The 19,648-nt window shown below is 64.3% G+C and carries 18 protein-coding genes; 13 read left to right on the top strand and 5 right to left on the bottom strand.

What is annotated here, in order from left to right; translation table 11 throughout:
- The 5 genes from AC25Z0_RS06770 to AC25Z0_RS06750 all read left to right on the top strand — a co-directional run bounded on the left by AC25Z0_RS06770 (nt 1) and on the right by AC25Z0_RS06750 (nt 4,907).
- The gene (locus tag AC25Z0_RS06770) at nt 1-765 is read left to right on the top strand and encodes a hypothetical protein (RefSeq protein WP_488132677.1); all 765 of its coding nucleotides are present in this window, start codon (nt 1-3) and stop codon (nt 763-765) included.
- Nucleotides 762-1,808: a sortase gene (locus AC25Z0_RS06765; protein WP_488132676.1), complete on the top strand. Its 1,047-nt coding sequence runs from the start codon at nt 762-764 to the stop codon at nt 1,806-1,808. The genes AC25Z0_RS06770 and AC25Z0_RS06765 overlap by 4 nt, the downstream gene beginning before the upstream one ends.
- Before the next feature lie 236 nt (nt 1,809-2,044).
- A complete protein-coding gene (locus tag AC25Z0_RS06760; RefSeq protein WP_488119538.1) occupies nt 2,045-2,818 on the top strand; it encodes a phosphate ABC transporter ATP-binding protein in 774 nt (257 codons plus the stop codon).
- A 54-nt stretch (nt 2,819-2,872) separates the two neighbouring features.
- Entirely contained in the window at nt 2,873-3,523 is a 651-nt protein-coding gene (locus AC25Z0_RS06755) for a GntR family transcriptional regulator (RefSeq protein WP_488119416.1), read from the top strand.
- A 73-nt stretch (nt 3,524-3,596) separates the two neighbouring features.
- On the top strand, nt 3,597-4,907 hold the full coding sequence (locus AC25Z0_RS06750; protein WP_488132675.1) for an MFS transporter: 1,311 nt from the start codon (nt 3,597-3,599) through the stop codon (nt 4,905-4,907).
- A gap of 57 nt (nt 4,908-4,964) precedes the next feature.
- On the opposite strand, the gene AC25Z0_RS06745 is transcribed toward AC25Z0_RS06750, so the two are convergent.
- Both AC25Z0_RS06745 and AC25Z0_RS06740 read right to left on the bottom strand, forming a co-directional pair.
- Nucleotides 4,965-6,035: a hypothetical protein gene (locus tag AC25Z0_RS06745; protein WP_488132674.1), complete on the bottom strand. Its 1,071-nt coding sequence runs from the start codon at nt 6,033-6,035 to the stop codon at nt 4,965-4,967.
- A gap of 291 nt (nt 6,036-6,326) precedes the next feature.
- On the bottom strand, nt 6,327-6,728 hold the full coding sequence (locus AC25Z0_RS06740; protein ID WP_488119413.1) for an RNA-binding S4 domain-containing protein: 402 nt from the start codon (nt 6,726-6,728) through the stop codon (nt 6,327-6,329).
- A gap of 85 nt (nt 6,729-6,813) precedes the next feature.
- Between AC25Z0_RS06740 and AC25Z0_RS06735 the strand changes: the two genes are divergently transcribed.
- Together AC25Z0_RS06735 and AC25Z0_RS06730 are read left to right on the top strand one after the other, a co-directional pair.
- Nucleotides 6,814-7,335 (top strand): adenine phosphoribosyltransferase, encoded by a 522-nt coding sequence (locus tag AC25Z0_RS06735; protein ID WP_488119412.1) that lies wholly within the window; start codon nt 6,814-6,816, stop codon nt 7,333-7,335.
- A gap of 46 nt (nt 7,336-7,381) precedes the next feature.
- The gene (locus AC25Z0_RS06730; RefSeq protein WP_488119411.1) at nt 7,382-7,831 is read left to right on the top strand and encodes an NUDIX domain-containing protein; all 450 of its coding nucleotides are present in this window, start codon (nt 7,382-7,384) and stop codon (nt 7,829-7,831) included.
- Here the strand turns inward: AC25Z0_RS06730 and AC25Z0_RS06725 are convergent.
- A complete protein-coding gene (locus AC25Z0_RS06725) occupies nt 7,819-8,664 on the bottom strand; it encodes a DUF1295 domain-containing protein (protein WP_488132673.1) in 846 nt (281 codons plus the stop codon). The two genes, AC25Z0_RS06730 and AC25Z0_RS06725, sit on opposite strands and share 13 nt — an antisense overlap.
- A gap of 51 nt (nt 8,665-8,715) precedes the next feature.
- Nucleotides 8,716-11,364: an ATP-dependent DNA ligase gene (locus AC25Z0_RS06720; RefSeq protein ID WP_488132672.1), complete on the bottom strand. Its 2,649-nt coding sequence runs from the start codon at nt 11,362-11,364 to the stop codon at nt 8,716-8,718.
- 88 nt (nt 11,365-11,452) lie between these two features.
- Between AC25Z0_RS06720 and ku the strand changes: the two genes are divergently transcribed.
- From ku to AC25Z0_RS06695, 5 genes are all read left to right on the top strand, one after another.
- On the top strand, nt 11,453-12,292 hold the full coding sequence (ku, locus tag AC25Z0_RS06715) for a non-homologous end joining protein Ku (protein WP_488119408.1): 840 nt from the start codon (nt 11,453-11,455) through the stop codon (nt 12,290-12,292).
- A 52-nt stretch (nt 12,293-12,344) separates the two neighbouring features.
- Nucleotides 12,345-12,962, top strand: a complete 618-nt coding sequence (locus AC25Z0_RS06710) for a CDP-alcohol phosphatidyltransferase family protein (RefSeq protein WP_488119407.1) — start codon at nt 12,345-12,347, stop codon at nt 12,960-12,962.
- A gap of 11 nt (nt 12,963-12,973) precedes the next feature.
- Complete coding sequence (locus tag AC25Z0_RS06705; RefSeq protein ID WP_488119406.1) at nt 12,974-13,465, top strand: FHA domain-containing protein; 492 nt, start codon at nt 12,974-12,976, stop codon at nt 13,463-13,465.
- Entirely contained in the window at nt 13,465-14,163 is a 699-nt protein-coding gene (gene ftsR, locus AC25Z0_RS06700) for a transcriptional regulator FtsR (RefSeq protein ID WP_488119405.1), read from the top strand. The genes AC25Z0_RS06705 and ftsR overlap by 1 nt, the downstream gene beginning before the upstream one ends.
- 222 nt (nt 14,164-14,385) lie before the next feature.
- Nucleotides 14,386-14,937, top strand: coding sequence for a MerR family transcriptional regulator (locus AC25Z0_RS06695; RefSeq protein WP_488119404.1), 552 nt, complete (start codon nt 14,386-14,388; stop codon nt 14,935-14,937).
- Between the two features lie 382 nt (nt 14,938-15,319).
- On the opposite strand, the gene AC25Z0_RS06690 is transcribed toward AC25Z0_RS06695, so the two are convergent.
- On the bottom strand, nt 15,320-16,132 hold the full coding sequence (locus AC25Z0_RS06690; protein ID WP_488119403.1) for a ParA family protein: 813 nt from the start codon (nt 16,130-16,132) through the stop codon (nt 15,320-15,322).
- A 77-nt stretch (nt 16,133-16,209) separates the two neighbouring features.
- Between AC25Z0_RS06690 and AC25Z0_RS06685 the strand changes: the two genes are divergently transcribed.
- Nucleotides 16,210-19,614, top strand: a complete 3,405-nt coding sequence (locus AC25Z0_RS06685; RefSeq protein WP_488132671.1) for a pyruvate carboxylase — start codon at nt 16,210-16,212, stop codon at nt 19,612-19,614.
- Nucleotides 19,615-19,648: the final 34 nt, after the last annotated feature.

Raw genomic sequence — 19,648 nt, 5'->3', positions numbered from 1 at the left:
ATGGCACATTCTCGACGCACCCCGACCAGGCGAACAGCCGCGCTCCTTACACTCGGGCTCACGTTCGCACTCGGTGCAACGCTCGGCTCAGCCGGAGTGGAGAACGCAAAGGCTGCAGATGATCCCGACGGAATGGGTATCACCGTTCAGGTGACGCCGTCACCGGTCGGATCAGCGTCCACGGGTACCGGTTCGACGACCTCGCCACGACCAGGCGCGGGCTCCGCACCCGGATCGACGTCGGTCGCGACGCCAGGTGCAGAAACCGGCGGCGACAATGGCGGCGACAATGGCGGCGACAATGGGGAGGACATCGGGGGAATCCTCTATCTCAGCGGCCTCTCGACCACGCATCATCCGTCGCTCAATCCGCTGCGCGGTGAGCTCGTCGTTGAATTCACGGTTCGCAATGCGTCGGACACAGCGATGGATGCCAGTGCCCATTTCTGGGTCGATGGTCCGTTCGGAAACACCATCAGCGATGTTGATTCTGTGCCTGTCACGGCGCTGGCCCCCGGCGAATCACGAGTCGTGTCGGCGACGCTGCCCGGCATCGGCCAATGGACGATCTTGAACGCGCACGCGGTGTTCACACCGCCGAACTCCGTTGATGGCGTGTCCCTGACCGCTGTGACCCGGGATGGGATGGTCATGGCAGCGCCGTGGTTCCTGATCCTGGTCGTCACCAGCGGGGGAGCCCTGTTCGGAATCGTGCTTGCCGTGCGCAGGGTGCTCGCCGCCCGGATTGTGCCGGAGCTCGCGTGACAATCATCGACGAAGAACACACGTCAACGGATGACGCAATCGGCGCAGCGAGCGACTCGCGCGGCAGGGGCCGCAGAGGCACGCCGTCGAACTCAAAGCCGCCGAAACCGCCCAAGCCACCGAAGCCTCCGCGCGCAGCAGTCATCCCCAAACCGCCGCGCCGGCCACCGAAAGCACCGGTCCTCCAGCCCCCGCTGACCAACACGCAGGTCCTCGCCCGCGGATGCCTCGCGCTCGTTGCTGCGCTCATGCTGGGCTTCGTACTCAACCTGATGGTGCTCAGTCATGTGCAGCATCTGGTTTCACAGCAGAAGCTGGAGAACTCGTACCGCCAGCAGCTCTCAGACGGCACGGCGCCCGTGAGCGAAGGGACCGTCGACAACGTCCTGCTCAGCAACGGCGACCCCGTCGCCGTTCTCGATATTCCTGCTATTGGCGTTCATGAAGTCGTGGTCGAGGGGACGGCATCCGGAACCCTGATGAACGGACCTGGGCATCGTCGCGACACCGTGCTGCCTGGCCAGGCAGGGGTGAGCGTGATCATGGCGCGTGCCGCCACCTACGGCGGGCCGTTCTCACGTCTCCAGGAGCTGGCTCCCGGTGAGGAGTTCACCGTGATCACCGGGCAGGGCGAGCAGACCTTCTCCGTCATCGGTGTGCGTTATGCCGGCGATCCAGCGCCGCCTGCCCTGAAAGCCGGGCAGTCGAGGCTCATTCTTGAGACTGCTCGTGGGCCGGCATACGTTCCCACCGGCGTTGCGCGAGTGGATGCCCAGCTCACGAGCACAACCCAGCCAGCCGGCATCCGCCAGAGTTCATTTGCGCTGCTGGCGCCGGCTGACAAGGAAATGGCAACCGACGCCTCGACGGCATGGGCGCTGGTCTTCGCGCTGCAGTTGTTCCTGGTGCTCGAACTCGCGGCGGTGTGGGCGTATCGCCGCATCGGTGCGCAGAAGACCTGGATCGTTTTTGTTCCCGTCCTGCTCCTCGGAGGCCTGTTCGTTGCCGACCAGGTCACCAGGCTTCTCCCGAACCTGCTGTGACAGAAAGAAGTGATGTGACCATGTCCGATCTCGCGCCCGACCTTGAGCTCCCTCCATCGACCGGCATCACGGTCGGCCACGCGCCGTCGTCCAATTTCGAATCTGGCCAGACGGAGGTATTGCCGGTCCAGTCAACGCGGCGTGGTCTGATCGCACGCGCACGGCTCCCGCGTGCGCGTGCGTCCAGCCCCGTAACAGCCAGCCCCTTTATAGACAGTTCGGCCCCTCTCGAACCGCTGGCAACGCTGGATGCGCGCAACATCACCGCGTGGTTCGGCGACCACCAGGTGCTCGACCGCGTGTCGCTCACTATGCCTGCCGGTGTTGTCACAGCGTTGATCGGGCCGTCCGGCTGCGGCAAGTCCACCTTCCTCCGCATCCTGAACCGCATGCACGAATTGATACCGTCGGCGAGCATGGCCGGTGAGGTTTTGATTGACGGCGACGACATCTACGACACGAGTCGCAGCCTGGTCGAGGCACGCAAAAGTATTGGAATGGTATTCCAGAAGCCGAACCCGTTCCCTGCGATGTCGATCTACGACAACGTCGTCGCCGGACTCAGGCTCACCGGCACCCGGGTCTCGCGCGACGAACGCGACTTCCTCGTTGAGTCGTGCCTGACGAAGGCCGGGCTGTGGAAAGAGGTACGCGACCGACTGCGGGCGCCAGGCGGCGGGCTTTCAGGCGGCCAGCAGCAGCGGCTGTGCATTGCCAGGTCGCTCGCGGTGAAGCCACGGGTCCTGCTGATGGACGAGCCGTGTTCTGCCCTCGACCCGACATCCACTCGTGTCATCGAAGAGACGATGCTCGAGCTCGTGAACGACGTAACCATCGTGATCGTCACCCACAACATGCAGCAGGCCCAGCGTGTCTCTCAGCAGTGTGCATTCTTCCTGGCATCGCAAGGCCAGCCGGGTGCGATCGTTGAACATGGAGACACGGATGCCATGTTCTCCAGTCCGATTGATCCCCGCACGTTTGACTACGTGAACGGCCGATTCGGGTAGTCGACCTGGTGTAAGATTCTTCTTGTATCTATGATGCATGTTAGAGGAGCACCAGTGAGTGACGCGATCGTCAATGAGTCAGCGGCAGAGCGCGCATACGCCGACGTGAAGGGTCGCATTCTCGACCGCAGCATCGAAGGCGGAACCTTGCTCAGCGAGGGTGAGATCGCCCTCGAGCTCGGCATCAGCCGCACTCCGGTGCGCGAGGCGTTCCTGCGTCTGCAGGCTGAGGGCTGGATGAAGCTGTACCCGAAGCGCGGGGCACTCGTCCGCGAAGTCCGACCCCGCGAGATCAACGAGGTGTTGGAAGCGCGGCGACTCATTGAGTCGGCTGCCGTCGCCAACATCGCGAACGATGCAGACGCCACCCGCGAGCTGTCCGCTCGCCTTGGCGAACTGATCGCCCAGCAGGAAGAGGCCGTGCGCTCCGGCGACATCGATGAGTTCGCCGTCGCCGATGTGGCCTTTCACCAGGCCGTGGTCGAGGCCGGTGGCAACAGCATCCTGAGCGAGGTGTACCAGACCCTGCAGGATCGCCAGCGTCGCATGGCCACGCGTTCGGTGTGGCTGCAGACGGGCCGCTCAGAGCGAATCGTCCAGCAGCACAAGGAGCTGGCTGCCCTCATCGCCAGCCAGGACCTTCGCCACTTCGCCCACGAACTCGATGTGCACATGCGCGACATCCATCAGGATCTCCTGTCCTAATCCAGTCCATCTCTGGACCCATCTTCACTGCGCCAACGCCGCCGCCTTCATCCATTTCGAAGGAGTAGCCACAATGGCGCTCGGCACCGCATCCATCCGCCTCCCCGCACCGACACCCGCACGTGGGCTGCCGAACGCGGGCACCACACCGACCGGTCGTCGACCGTTGCCCGGGCGTGGCCGCATCGCGGGCATCCCAGCCTGGCTGCGTGCCTGTGGTGCGCTGTTCGCCGTGGCATGGGGCGGCAATGAGTTCACGCCGCTTCTGGTGATGTACCGCGAGGTGAACGGGCTCACCAACCAGGCGGTCAACGTGCTGCTGGGCGCGTACGTGCTCGGCATCGTGCCTGCCCTACTCATCGGCGGTCCTCTCTCCGACCGTTACGGGCGCCGACCGCTCATGTTCCCCGCGCCGGCCCTGGCGATTGTGGGCAGCATGCTTCTCGCGCTGGGCAGCCTTGAGCCAACGCTGCTCCTCATCGGTCGTGTCTTCTCCGGCCTCGCACTCGGACTGGTGATGGCCGTCGGCACGAGCTGGGTGAAGGAACTCTCACAGGCACCGTTCGATCGATCAACGGATGCCGGCACTGGCGCCCGCAGGGCCTCACTCGCACTGACGGCCGGCTTCGGTTCAGGCGCAGTGGTCGCCTCGATCCTCGCCCAGTTCGGCCCGCTACCAAGCGTGTTGCCATACATGGTGAACATCGCTGTCACCCTCGTGCTCTGGTTCAGCATGTGGGGAGCCCCTGAAACCCGCCGTCGTCGTGAAACGTCAGGCAGGCTTCGCGACGACCTCAAGGTGCCGGCTGTCTGGCACCGCCGATTCCTGTTCGTGGTGCTGCCCATGGCGCCCTGGGTCTTCGGTACTGCTGCTGCCGCATATGCGATCCTCCCCGGCGTGATGATGACCATGGTTCCCGGCATGGAGGTCGGCTTCTCCGGGCTGCTCTGCTTCGTGGCACTCAGCTGCGGCATCATCAGCCAGCAAGTGGCCAAGCGGCTCGACTCCCGGCACTCGGCACGTGCCATCGCGATAGCCATGGTCGTGGCTGTTGCCGGTCTGGTCGGCGCTGGGTGGGCATCCGCTGAACTGTCACTCGTCCTTGCCCTGGTGGCGGCGGCAGTGCTCGGCGCGGCCTATGGGCTGCTGCTGGTATCCGGCCTGCTGGAGGTTCAGCGGATTGCGGGGCCTGACGACCTGGCCGGACTCACCGCTGTGTACTACTCATTCACCTACCTCGGATTCTTTGTGCCGGCCATTCTCGCCCTGTTGAACCCGTGGTTCAGCTACCCGGTCATGTTTGTTGCCGGGGCGGTGCTGGCCATCGTCTGCCTCGGCCTGATTCTGATCGGGTCGCGCAGGCACCTGCCCAAACCGGTCTAATCAACGGCGCGTCGAACAAGGCACCGTCAGCTGACATGCTTGCCTGGCCATCCAGCCTCAGGCGCTCTGCACGCCTTCCGGCATCTCTGGGTGCAGCTTGGCCCACCAGAACCTGACTTCTTCGTAGAAGCGGTCGGCAATGGCATCCGCTCCTTCGTCGGTTGTGACACCGATCGTGTACGGACGACTTGCCGGCGCTGCCTGGATGCCCCCGGTCGTGTCCGCCATCGGACGTACCTGCCAGGTCCCGGTGCCAGGAATCGCATCGAGATAGACACGATCGGCGACGCGCACACGGATGAAGCTGGGCTGGTCAGGATCGCCGTCAATGAGTTCCATGGTGATCTCGGCCTCTGGCCAGTGGGTCCACAGCCTGGTGACGATGTCGCCGCTGAGCGAACCCTCTACTGTCTGCGTCACGGTCTGCGTCACGGTGACGTCCTCTCGAGGCATGAATGGAATCAGGGAGTGGGAGGTGGCGATGAAAATCGCGCTCAGCACCAGGGTGAGGGCTGCAAGCGACTCTCCGAGAACGAACTTTCGACGGTATCGCCAGGGAACCGCGCCGCGTCGAAGGATGCGGTGGGCCGGAATGGTCCAGGCCAATCCGAGCACGGCCATCGGTATCGCGACGGGTGGGAACCAGGCGACGAGAAGCGAGAGGGAACTGATGGTGGTACCTGGCACCGCTCGCACCAGGGTGCGGCCGGTCCTGGCCGCCTCGCTCTTCGGTGGAATGACCGTCTCGTATTCGCCGGCGAGTTCGGAGAGCGCAGCCGCACGCGCGTGCTTGCCCGCGCCCTGGATCGGCTCTGCGTAGCGGCCGATGCGGGGAGGAGGCGGCATCCCGATGCTGTCGTGCCTGCTGTCGTGCCCATTGTCATTACTGTCGGCGCTCTGGGAAGCCCTCAGCTCTGGCGTGAGATCAGGGGTGCCCATGAGCCAAAACGGCGCGTCTTCGGGAAAGATCGCCAGCGCGGCCTTCCACTGGTCGAAATAGAGTGACAGCGATTCTGTGCTGGCGGCGACCCGCGGGGCGAACCGATTCTCGACGACCATGCCGATTTCACGGCGTCCCCAGTAGGTCGACCACGCGACGCGGAACTCATCGAACGTCAGTTCGCGCATGCTGCCTTCCGTGTCTGACTACTCTGTCTGTCTGGCTGACTACTGCTCTGGCTGCACTGTTTGACTGCGCTGACTGGCAGGCTTCCCAGTTTTACGCAATCATCTTCGCGTGCCGTGTGCACACACTATCCATTGGAGGTGCTGACGCACCGCAGGCGCGAGGCTCTCTATAGGCCCAGACTCCTCCAGCGCTCAGATTGCTCGCCAGATTTCGAGACACTCGCTGGCGCTCGTTCCTCAATCAGCGGATGGTGACGACCCGCACGGACGGCAGTCGTGAGGCCGCCGGCCTCAGTCCTCGTCGTCGACCGATGCCGACCCGTCGCGACCACGCAGATGCTCAAGCTCTCGACGCTCGCGCTTGGTCGGGCGCCCAGCGCCACGCTCGCGCACCGGAAGCATCGCCACTTCTTCGCGCGGCGGCGGCGGAGGCGTCTTGTCGACGTAGCACTCGGCCGCGATGGCAGGACCTACACGCTTGGTGACGATTCGATCGACGATCAGGATCCGATCGAATCCGGCAGAACGCACCCGTACTTCATCCCCGATCCGAATGGGTTGGGCCGATTTCGCGCGATCGCCGTTCACCCGAACATGGCCGGCGCGGCACGCGGCAGTCGCCTGCGAGCGGGTCTTGTACATTCGTACCGCCCACACCCAGCTATCAACGCGTGCGCTCACCAGCGGTTCCATGCTTCGACTCTAGGCGGTGGCGCTGCCACCAGGGCGCCAGCCAGACCAGAGCAAGCGTCCAGCTGTCACCGAGTATTCTTGAGGGGTGCCTTCTGCTGCTGAAAACGTGAATTCCCTGCTCGCTTCCTACCCAAACTTTCCTCAGGAAGGAATTCTGTTCCGCGACCTGAACCCCGTGTTCGCCAACGCGGCAGCTTTCCGATCCATCATTGATGAACTCGTCTCGTCGTCCGGTGAGTTCGACGCGGTGGCCGGCATTGAGGCCAGAGGGTTCCTGCTCGCCGCAGCTGTTGGCTATGCAGCAGACGTCCCGGTTCTCGCGGTCCGAAAGGGCGGCAAGCTCCCCGGCACCGTTCTCTCCGAGGAGTACTCGCTCGAGTACGGCACCGCCCGCCTCGAACTTGAGGTCGGTCAGCTTGCACCGGGCACGCGCGTGCTCATCCTCGATGACGTGCTGGCGACCGGCGGTACGATCGCCGCAACCGCGTCGCTGATCCGCCGCGCCGGCTATGTCGTCGCTGGCGCCGGTGTCGTTATCGAACTCAGCGACCTCGATGGCCGCGCACGCATCGGCGACGTCCCCACCCGCGCAATCGTGTCCTTCTGAGTCAGGCGCACCAATGCCAGCGGATGTTCTGGGGCATGCTGAAGGCATGAGTGGAAGTGGTGACGCCTGGGTCTTCGCGCCCGACGGCCGCAAATTCTGGGGCCGCTACGGCGCTGCCGGACTGCTTGTGCACCATCCCGTCGCCGGTGTCCTTTTGCAGCACCGCGCCACCTGGAGTCACTTCGGCAACACCTGGGGTCTGCCAGGGGGAGCAAGGCACGCCGGCGAATCGGCCGAACAGGCAGCCCTGCGTGAGGCGAACGAAGAGGCCGGAGTGCCTGCCGACCTGGTTCGCATCCGCTTCACGTCTGTGTTCGACCTGGAGTTCTGGTCGTACACGACGGTCGTGGCCGAGGCCGTCGAACTCTTCCAGCCCGTGATCAGCGACCCGGAGAGCATCGAGCTGCGCTGGGTGCCGGTCGACGCCGTGGCGAACCTGCCCCTGCACCCGGGGTTCGCCGACAGCTGGGCAGGCCTCCGCGCTCAGCTCGCCTGATTTTCGGCGCCGGCGCCCACAGCAGTGGCAGGATGCCGGGGAAACCACGGAATGATCGCCGATGTGCGCCGCTGGTAGTCGGCGTACTCCGGGTAGCGCTCCCGGCTGATGCTCTCTGTGAACACCGTCGACCCGATGAAGAGTGCCGTCAGCAACACCGCACCGACGACGGTCCACTGCCAGAGCGAACCGGCCGCGATCGCTCCGAAGAGGAAGAACGCCCACCACTGCGCCTGCTCGAAGAAGAAATTCGGGTGCCGAGAGTAGCGAAAGAGCCCGTCCTGTAGGAAGCGCGGTGACGGGGTGCGTCCGGCAGCCTGCTCGAGTCGCTTCCAGGCGTGGAATGCCCACTGCTGCTGGTCCGCGATGGTCTCCCCGGCGAGGAGGGCCAGGAACAGGATGGCGACGAGCCCGTCGAGCACGCCGAACGGGGTGCCGCGGTGCTGGAACGCCGTCAGGGCGGGCAGCGTGATGAGCAGCAAAATGATGTTCTGGTAAATCGAGATGAACAGCAGGTTGAAGAGCCCGAACTGCCACGGCTTCAGCCGATGGCGCAGCACCACCCAGCGGTAGTCCTCGCCGCCCGGTGCATAACCGCCCTTGCGCGCGAAATTGAACGTGAGTCGTGCGCCCCACAGCGTCACGAGCACGGCCATCACATTCAAGCGGATGTCGCCGAGACCTGCCGCCACGGCAAACGTCCACACGTAGACAAGGGGGATGATCGACCAGATGCGATCAACCCACGAATTCTCCTTCGTGATGAGCGAGAACACCCAGGTGACGATGCAGCTGGCGGCGAAGATCCACAGGCACACAATGAGGGCATCCATGGCAGGAGCATAGGCGACAATGCGAGCGGAGGCACCGGTCCACCGCAAGAATCACGCTTCCCGCACCACGTCATCCGCTGCTTTGTCGGGCCGCAGTCCCCTCCACGACGGATGACGAAGCCGATCGGCATCCGTCCACTCCGTGAATTCGACCTCGCCGACGACGGTCGGTGTCACCCAGCTGGCATCCCGTGCCTCCGCGGCCGGAACATCGATGAACGGCGACGAGTCGCTGGCCAACGGGGTGAGCAGTTTCATCATGCGGTCCAGGTCCTTGTCGCTGAAACCGGTGCCGACCCGGCCGGCATACTGCAGCCCACCGTCGGCCGGAATGCCGACGAGCAACGACCCGAGCGTCTTCGCCCTGCTGCCGTTGCCCCTGCGCCAGCCGCCGATGACCACTTCCTGCGTCAGGTGATGCTTGATCTTGATCCACGACCGCGAGCGGATGCCTGTGCTGTAGCCCGCATCGCGTCGCTTGGCCATCAATCCCTCCAGCTTCAACTCGCGGCTGGTGTCGAACGCCGACCCGAAATCCCCGTCGAACGCAGGCGGTACCTGGATGCTGCCGCCAGCGGTGACGAGGTCCTGCAGAAGCTCGCGCCGCTCGTCGTAGCTCAGGTCAACGACCGATGTGCCGTCGCGTTCCATGACGTCGAAGAGCATGTATCGCACCGGCACTCGGCGCCTGAGGGCGGCCACGTCGCGCCCTGACGTGACGCCCATCCGGTTCTGCAGCATCGAAAAGCTCGGCCGGCCCGCAGCGTCTGCCGCCACGATCTCCCCATCGAGCACAGCGGATGCCGCCCCCACCCGCTCCGGAAGGTCTTCAACGATCTCGGGGTACGACACCGACACGTCGTTTCCGTTGCGGGTGAACAGCCGAACCGATGCGTCCTTCCCGTGTGCAGGATCGGCCGCAGTGACGTACGCGATCGCACGGATGCCGTCCCACTTCATCTCGAACGCCCACTCGTCATCAGCGGACAAGTCACGCTCCGTCCCCGCGGTGGCCAGCATGGGCGCGTACCGAGGGTGAACCTCGGAAGTCGCAGTCGCCTTCGACCGCGCACCCGCCCGTTTGCTTGCCCGCGGTGGCGCCGCGGTTTCGCGAGCAGCGGCGGGTGCTGCAGCGGCAACTCGAGCCTCCGAATGGCCGGAAGGACGGTCAGCAGAGTGGTCGGCAGTGTGACGGTCAGCAGCAGAGCCGTGGTCACCAGAGTGGTGGTCAGCGGCGCCGTGGTCACTGGAATGGTGCTCACCAGGATCCAGTTTCATCTGGTGGATCAGCCAGTTGTTCGCACTGCGGCCGCTGCTGCCTCCTCCGGTGCGGATCAAGGCGAAGCGGCGCGGGCCGCCCAGCCCACCGTCCGGCAGGCCGTGCAGGGTGACGATAACCTCATCGTCCCGCCATTTCTCCAGCTCGTAGGTGCCGCTGTCCCAGATCGACACGGTGCCTGCGCCATATTCCCCGCGCGGAATCTCTCCCTCGAAACTGCCGTACTCGAGCGGGTGGTCTTCGACCTGCACCGCCAGGTGGTTCTTTGTTCCCTCCGTCGGCACGCCCTTGGGCAACGCCCACGACGCAAGCACGCCGTCGTGCTCGAGCCGGAAATCCCAGTGCAGGTTCCTGGCATGGTGCTCCTGGATCACGAATGACCGGCCGTCGTCGTCGGCAACGGATGCCGGAATCGGCTCTGGCGTCTTCGCCGCGTCCCGCTTGCTGCGGTACTGCGTGAGCCTGTCTGGTTCGCTGGTCGACTCCGCCTGTTCGTCGGCCGCTGTGAACTCGGTGTCGAGGTGGTCAGGATGCGCGTCGAGCAGCACAGCAAGCGGATCGGTGCGTCGCTGCATCCGCTTCATCACCTGCTCATAGTCGAGGTGTGCAAGGCCAGGATCTGACAGCTCGCGCCACGTGCGGGGGACCGCGACCATGGGCCGTGCCCTGCCGCGCAGCGAATACGGCGTGATGGTTGTCTTGGCCGCACTGTTCTGGCTCCAGTCCACGAACACCTTGCCAGGGCGCAGCGACCGTTTCATGTCACTCACGATCAGGTCGCGGTGGTCGGCCTCGAGCGCCCGCGCCAGTTCGTGCGCGACCTGCGACACCTGGTCGGAGGTCGCCCGCCGATCCAACGCCGAATACAAGTGGATGCCCTTGCTCCCGCTGGTCACCGGCATCGGATCCAGCCCCATGTCCGTCAGGATCGTGCGGGCGAGCCTGGCCACCTCGGCGCACTCGGCGAGGGTTACGCCTTCGCCGGGGTCGAGGTCGAGTACCAGCCGATCGGGGTTCCTGGGCGTGCCCGCGCGGTTGAACTGCCACTGCGGCACGTGAATCTCAAGGGCGGACATCTGCCCGAGCCAGGTGAGCGTCGCCAGGTCGTTGACCAGGGGGTACTCGTTGACATGGTTCGTGTGCTCGATAGTGCGTCGTTTCACCCAGCTCGGCGTCCCAGAGTCCAGATTCTTCTGAAAGAAGGTCAAACCGGGCTCGGCATCCGTTCCCACACCGTGCACCCACCGCTTGCGGGTGGCCGGCCGATTCTGCGCGTGGGGAATCAAAAACTCAGCGACGGCGGCGTAGTAGGTGAGCACGTCGCGCTTCGTGGTGCCGGTCTCCGGATACAGCACCTTGTCGAGGTGGGTCAGGGTGATGCGGTGACCGTCGACGCTGACAACCTGAGACGCCTCTTTCATGAGGCCAGCATCCTCCACCCTGCCCGCCCCTGGCTAGCCTCCCAGGCATTGGCTAGCATCCCGGGCTGCTGAGGTGTGTACTGGGTGCATGAGATCGATCTGGAAAGGGGCGATAACCTTCGGGCTGGTCAACGTGCCGGTGAAGGTCTACAGCGCCACAGAAGACCACGATGTCGAATTGCACCAGGTGCACGACGAAGACGGCGGCCGCATCAAGTACCAGCGTCGGTGCGAGGTGTGCGGGCGCGTCGTGCCCTATGAGCACATCGACAAGGCATACGAAGACGGCGACCGCACTGTCGTCATCACGGCAGAAGACCTGAAGGCGCTCCCGGCAGAGCGCAGCCGCGAAATTGACGTTGTCGAATTCGTTCCGAACGACCAGCTCGACCCCATCATGTTCGACCGCTCATACTTTTTAGAACCTGACGGGTCGTCTCCGAAGGCATACGCGCTGCTCAGGAAGACTCTCGAATCGACCGAGCGCACGGCGATCGTGCGTTTCGCGTTGCGGCAAAAGACCAGACTGGGCGCGCTGCGGGTGCGCGACGATGTCCTGATGCTCCAGTCGCTCCTCTGGGACGACGAGGTGCGTGAAGCCGAATTCCCTTCGCTCGAAGAGAAGGTGAAGATTTCTGAGCGTGAACTCGAGCTTTCGGCCGCCCTCGTCGACTCCTTCGCCTCTGATTTCGAGCCGGAGAAGTTCACCGACGACTACCAGGTTCAGCTGAAGACCCTGATCGAAGACAAGCTCGCTCACGGCGACGTCCTCGAAACCGCGCGCACCCTCGGCGAGACTGGCGAGACCGGCGAAGGGGGAGAAGTGCTCGACCTGATGGAGGCGTTGCAGCGGAGCGTGGACCGCAGCCGGACCGCGAAGAAGAAGTCCACAGCGCGAACCAGCAGAAAAGACGCCTCATCAGCGTAGATTCTGCCCGTCGCGCTTACGGGGGTCTGCTCGCCGTCGATAGTCTGTTCTTGTGACACAGCCAGCGGAGAACGAGGTAAGCAGCCGGGTGCTCACGCTGCCAAACCTCCTGAGCTTCGCTCGCCTCCTGTTGGTGCCGGTCTTCCTGGTGCTGCTCATCAGGGGAGAGGATGCCTGGGCGCTCGTCGTCCTCATCATCTCCAGCATCACCGATTTCCTCGACGGATACCTCGCCAGGAGCCTGAACCAGATAAGCAGGCTCGGACAGCTTCTCGACCCTGCAGCTGATCGCCTGTACATCTTCGCCGCGCTGATCGGTCTGGCCTGGCGCGATCTGGTTCCCTGGTGGATCGTGCTCATCATTGTCGCGAGGGACGTCTTCCTGCTGGTTCTCGGGATCGTTCTCGCCAACCACGGTTTTGGCCCTCTTCCCGTGCACCAACTCGGCAAGATGGCCACCTTCTGCCTCTTCTACGCGCTCCCGATGATCATGCTCGGTGAAGCTTTCCCTGTCTTGTCATGGTGGTCGCAGCCCGTTGGGTGGGCCTTTGCACTGTGGGGAGCCTTTTTGTACTGGTGGGCGGGCATTATTTACGCGATCGAAACGGCACGAGTGATTCGCCTTCCGCGGGTTCAGCCGCCCTCCGTTTCCGATACGCTTGGTTATTAGGAGGTTTTACGGTGGCTGATACCGAAGAGAACAAAGAACCCGAGCGCACGCAAGCGCCCGAGCACTCCTCGGGTGCGACCGATACAACCCTGAACTTCAGTCAGGAGTTCGCTGCGCAACTCGCAGCGATCGACGGCGATGTCACGGCGGAGGAGCAGGAAGCCATTGCGGCACTGCCCTCAGGCTCGGCATTGTTGGTTGTGCGTCGCGGCCCGAACTCTGGGGCTCGATTCCTGCTTGACGCTGACGTGACGACCGTTGGTCGCCATCCAGATGCCGACATCTTCCTTGACGATGTGACGGTCTCCAGGCGCCACGCAGAATTCTTGCGATTCGGCACGGCGTTCGAGGTGAAAGACCTGAACTCCCTGAACGGCACGTACTTCGACGGCGTCCGCATCGACAGCGCGCTGTTGGCCGATGGCGCTGAAGTGCAGGTCGGCAAGTTCCGTCTCACGTTTTACGCTTCGCGGCTCGACCTCGCTCATATGGCGAGCAGATAGTGTCAGCGACGTCATCCGCCAGGGCGAGTGGCCAGGGCGCGGCGCCGCTACTCAGCATCGGCCAGGTACTTGCGCGGTTGACCCCGGAGTTCGCTGAACTCACCCCATCGAAGTTGCGCTTCCTCGAGGAGCAGGGCCTGGTGTCCCCAGCGCGCACGCAGTCTGGCTACCGCAAGTTCTGCGCGAGCGACGTCGACCGCTTGCGCCTCATCCTGTCGATGCAGCGCGACCACTACCTGCCGTTGAAGGTCATCCGCAGTTACCTGGACGACCTGGATGCCGGGCGCAACCCCACGCTGCCCGGTGGGGCTCCCGCCCCGTCGATGCTCTCCGCCGTTCGCCGTCTCACGCGGGAAGAACTGCTGCGCGAGGCATCCGCGTCTGCGACGCTGCTGCACGATGCGATCGCGGCGTCGATCATCCTCCCCGCAGACCACTACGGCGAAGACGCACTGAATGTGCTCCGTTCGCTCGTCGACCTGCAGCGCAGCGGCATTGAGCCCCGGCACCTGCGGGGGTTCAGGGGAGCGGCCGAGCGCGAACTTGGCCTCATCGAGAGCGCCCTGGTGCCGATGTCACGACGCAAGGATTCGTCGAGCAGGGCGAAGGCTGCCGAAATGGCCGTAGAGATCGCCGGTCAGCTCGAAGTCGTCCGGAGCAGTTTGATCCGGTCCGCACTGACCCGCCTCACATCCTGAGCGATTCGGAGCTTTCGCTTCTTTCGACGTGAACGGCGTCTCGACGGGTCGTCGGCGTACACTGAAAAGGCGACGTCCACCGGCCAGGAGCCGCCGGTCGTGACCTCGGAAATTCGACACGCCGACGCGGAAGTGCGAATGTCGTTGATCAGGGCCGCTGCCGTCTGTACCGTGGACACTGTGACGCGGTAACGTCGCAGACAATCCCCGAGAGGCAATCGAATGAGCGAACTCAAGCCACGAGACGATGCCTCGCGATACGGACTCGGACTGCTGTTCACCGACGGAATGCCTGAGCTTGATGAGAACTCCGGATACCGCGGTGCGATTGCCGCACGCGCAGCCGGCATCAGCTACCGCCAGCTCGACTACTGGGCTCGCACCGGACTCGTTGAACCGACAGTCAGGGGAGCCGCAGGCTCCGGCACGCAGCGTCTCTACGGCTTCCGCGACATTCTGGTCCTGAAACTCGTTAAGCGCCTGCTCGACACCGGCATCTCGCTCCAGCAGATTCGTACCGCCGTCAACCAGCTGCGCGAGTCAGGCGTTAACGACCTGGCCCAGACCACTCTCATGAGCGACGGCGCCAGCGTCTATCTGTGCACGTCGAACGACGAGGTCATCGACCTGGTCAGCCGCGGACAGGGTGTCTTCGGAATCGCCGTCGGCAAGGTCTTGCGCGAAGTGGAGAGCAGCCTCGTCGAACTCGACACCCAGGCTATCGACCACGCGGACGAACTCGCCGTGCGTCGCACGGCTCGCAAAATCTCCTAGCCGTTCCGCAACGAGCGGTTTCCGCAACGAGCCGTTCCGCAACGAGCGGTCTCGAGACGGCCGTGAACGGCCTCCTCGACCAGCGGATGTCCGTGTCCGTCGTTAACGCGCCCCTCCGGTGGTTGAGGAGCGAGCGCCAGCGAGCGTCTCGAAACCAGTCCCCACAGAATCCGAGCCGCGCACCGCTCAGCACTTCAGCCACCGGATGTCGCGAAAACCGGAAAGGTTGCCGCAGAGAGCGCGATCCGTCCTGTATTCGGTGACACGTGCTCGATTCATCCTGTATTCGCTACAGGTTGGGCTGCTGCGCGGCAGCGCCACTCGCCGGCGCCCGTTCCTCAAGCACCGAGGTGGCACCGCCCACGCCGCGTGTGACGCCCTGTTACGCGTCGCGCTGCTCGGCGTATTCGCCGATTCGAGCCGTGCGCAGCACGCGGTCGAGCAGCTGGTCGAAGTAGCGTGCCATCTCCTGGGCGCTGTCGCCAGGCCAGACGTGCAGCGGCTTTGCCGCGCCCTGTGCCTGCTGCAGCGACGTACGTTCAGGCAGCTGGGGGCTGAGCACGAGGGGACCGAACATGTCGCGCAATTCCTTGATGCGGAACTGGTGCTCAAGCGAGGCCGTGCGTGCACGGTTGACGATGATGCCGAGTGGCTGCAGGCGAGGGCTCAATCCACGACGGATCTCTTCGATCGCGCGCAGGGCCCTGTCGGCCGCGGCGACGGAGAACAGGCCGGGCTCTGTCACCACGGTGACGCGGTCACTGGCTGCCCACGCGGTACGCGTGAGTGCGTTCAGGGATGGCGCACAGTCGATGAGAACGAGGTCGTATTCTTTTTCGACCGTCGAAAGTGCCTCTTCGAGCTTCCAAATATCACGGATGCTCGGGTGCGGGCCATCGAAATTGATCGCAGACGGGCTGCCGATCATCACATCGATCGTGCCGCTGCGTCCCTTGGTCCACCCACTAGGGGCAATGGCCGCACGCACCGTCTTCTCCTTGGGAGAGGCCAGTACGTCGGCAACGTTGAGGTGACCGGCGACCTGAATATCCATGCCAGTCGAGACATCCGACTGGGGATCGAGGTCGACGACCAGGGTTCTTACACCGCGGGCGAAGGCAGCAGAAGCAAGACCAAGGGTCACCGTGGTCTTTCCTACGCCTCCCTTGAGGGAGCTGACGCTGAGTACGTGCACAATCAGTTACGTTACCTTCACTAGGCTGAGAGTACCTAACCGTTAGCTGTGTGCACCCCCACGCTCGAAAGGTCTGCATGTTCACCAAGATTCTCGTTGCCAACCGTGGGGAAATCGCGATTCGCGCCTTCCGCGCCGCCTATGAATTGGGCGCGAAAACCGTCGCTGTTTTCCCTTTCGAAGATCGCAATTCGCTGCACCGTCTGAAGGCCGATGAGGCCTACCAGATTGGTGAGACCGGCCACCCTGTGCGGGCATATCTCGACGTCAGTGAGATCATTCGTGTTGCAGTGGAGTCCGGCGCAGATGCGATTTACCCCGGCTACGGCTTCCTCTCTGAGAATCCTGAGCTGGCTGAAGCCGCCGCAGCCGCCGGCATTACCTTCATCGGTCCTGGCAAGAGCGTGCTCGAGATGGCCGGCAACAAGGTCACGGCGAAGGAACACGCCATTGCGGCCGGTGTTCCGGTGCTGAAGTCGACCCCGCCGTCGCAGGATGTCGACCTCCTGATCAGCCAGGCCGACGAGATCGGCTTCCCGATCTTCGCCAAGGCCGTTGCCGGTGGTGGCGGGCGCGGCATGCGTCGCGTCAACTCGAAGGCCGAACTCCGCGGATCCCTCGAAGAGGCCATGCGCGAGGCCAAGAGCGCCTTCGGCGACGCCACGATGTTCCTGGAGCAGGCTGTCCTCCGCCCGCGCCACATCGAGGTGCAGATTCTGGCGGATGCCACGGGCGAAACGGTTCACCTGTTTGAACGCGACTGCTCTGTGCAGCGTCGTCACCAGAAGGTCATCGAGATCGCCCCAGCGCCGAACCTCGACGAGACGGTGCGCCAGAGCATGTACAAGGACGCCATCGCGTTCGCCCGCTCGATCGGTTACGTCAACGCAGGCACCGTTGAGTTCCTGCTCGACACCCAGGGGGAGCGCGCAGGCCAGCACGTCTTCATCGAGATGAACCCGCGCATCCAGGTTGAGCACACGGTGACCGAAGAGGTCACCGACGTCGACCTCGTGCAGTCCCAGATCCGCATCGCAGCCGGTGAGTCCCTCGAAGACCTCGGTCTCACCCAGGACAAGATCCAGCTTCGCGGCGCCGCACTGCAGTGCCGCATCACGACGGAAGACCCCACCGCGGGCTTCCGCCCAGACACCGGCAAGATCACCACGTACCGTTCACCGGGTGGTGCCGGCATCCGTCTCGATGGCGGAACGATCAACCCCGGTGCACAGATCAGCCCCCACTTCGACTCGATGCTGGCCAAGCTCACCTGCCGTGGCCGCGACTTCGACGCGGCCGTCGTTCGCTCCCGTCGCGCCCTGGCTGAGTTCCGCATCCGTGGCGTGTCCACGAACATCCCGTTCCTGCAGGCCGTGCTTGACGACCCAGACTTCGCCGCAGGCGACCTGAGCACGTCATTCATCGACGAGCGCCCAGAGCTGCTCAAGGGACGCCCGTCCAAGGACCGCGGAACCAAGATCCTCAACTGGCTCGCCGATGTGACGGTGAACCAGCCCAACGGGTCGCCGATCACCTCTGTGAAGCCCGCAGACAAGCTGCCGAAGATCGACCTGTCGACGCCGCCACCTGCCGGTTCACGCCAGCGCCTGCTGGAGCTCGGCCCGAAGGGATTCGCTGACGCGCTGCGCGCCCAGACGCCGCTGGCCGTGACGGACACCACGTTCCGTGACGCACACCAGTCGCTGTTGGCCACTCGTGTGCGCACCAGGGACCTCGTTGCCGTTGCGCCGTACGTTGCCAGGATGACGCCAGAGCTGCTCTCCGTAGAGGCGTGGGGCGGCGCGACGTACGACGTCGCACTGCGATTCCTCGGCGAAGACCCGTGGGAACGCCTCGCAGCCCTCCGTGAGGCGCTTCCGAACATCAACATCCAGATGCTGCTGCGCGGTCGCAACACCGTCGGCTACACGCCGTACCCGACAGAGGTGACGGATGCCTTCGTGCGCGAAGCCGCCGCCACCGGCGTCGACATCTTCCGTATCTTCGACGCCCTGAACGATGTGTCCCAGATGCGTCCGGCCATCGACTCCGTGCTGGCAACGGGGACGACCATCGCCGAGGTCGCCGTCTGCTACACGGGTGACCTGCTCGACCCGGCTGAAGACCTCTACACGCTGGATTACTACCTGCGCCTCGCTGAGCAGATCGTGGACTCTGGCGCGCACATCCTGGCGATCAAGGACATGGCCGGCCTGCTGCGCCCGTCGGCGGCTGAGAAGCTCGTCACGGCATTCAGGGAGAACTTCGGCCTTCCCGTTCACGTGCACACCCACGACACCTCCGGCGGACAGCTGGCAACGCTCCTCGCCGCATCGCGCGCCGGTGCAGACGCGGTTGACGTGGCCAACGCATCGATGGCCGGCACCACCAGCCAGCCGTCGGCATCCGCTCTGGTCGCCGCCCTCGCACACACCGAGCGCGACACCGGAATGTCGCTGAAGAACGTGAGCGACCTCGAGCCGTACTGGGAGGCCGTTCGCCTCGTGTACCGCCCGTTCGAGTCCGGCCTCATCGGCCCGACTGGTCGCGTGTACACCCACGAGATCCCAGGCGGACAGCTGTCGAACCTGCGCACGCAGGCCGTTGCCCTTGGCCTCCAAGACCACTTCGAGCTCATCGAGGACATGTACGCAGCTGCGAACACGATCCTTGGCCGCATTCCGAAGGTGACGCCGTCGTCGAAGGTGGTCGGCGACCTTGCTCTCTATCTCGCGGCAGTCAAGGCCGACCCGGCCGACTTCGAGGAGAACCCAGGTAACTACGACGTGCCTGACTCCGTGGTCGGCTTCATGGCCGGTGAGCTGGGCGACCTGCCAGGCGGCTGGCCAGAGCCCTTCCGCACCAACGTTCTCGCCGGGCGCACCATTCGCACCGGCATCACGGAGATCACCGAGGACGAGCGGGCCGCGCTGAACGGCGACAGCACCACGCGTCGCGCCATGCTCAACCAGCTGTTGTTCCCTGCCCCCACTCGCCAGTTCGAGCAGACCAGGGAGCTCTTCGGAGATCTCTCAACGCTCGACACCGTCGACTACCTCTACGGCCTGAAGCAGGGCCAGGAGCACGTCGTCGAGATCGACAAGGGCGTTCGCCTCTACGCAGGGCTTGAGGCCATCGGTGAAGCCGATGACAAGGGCATGCGCACGGTCATGACCATCCTGAACGGCCAGCTGCGTCCGGTCTTCGTTCGCGATCGCAGCATCGCGGTGGAGACCAAGGCTGCAGAGAAAGCGGATGCGAACCGGCCAGGCCAGATCGCCGCTCCCTTCTCCGGAGTCGTGACCCTGCAGGTCGAGGAAGGGACCGTTGTTGAGGCTGGCCAGACTGTGGCATCCATCGAGGCTATGAAGATGGAAGCTGCGATCACCACCCCGATTGCCGGTGTCATCGAGCGTGTCGCGATCCCGAAGACCCAGCAGGTTGATGCAGGAGACCTGCTGGTCGTTGTGAGTCCGCGCTAGTCTTAGGTGCGCTCCCCAGACGGGGGGAGCACCA

The organism is Leifsonia sp. Y862, from assembly GCF_057669585.1.
Note: the sequence above shows the minus strand (reverse complement) of the source record. Positions and strands in the feature narration are given on the sequence as shown.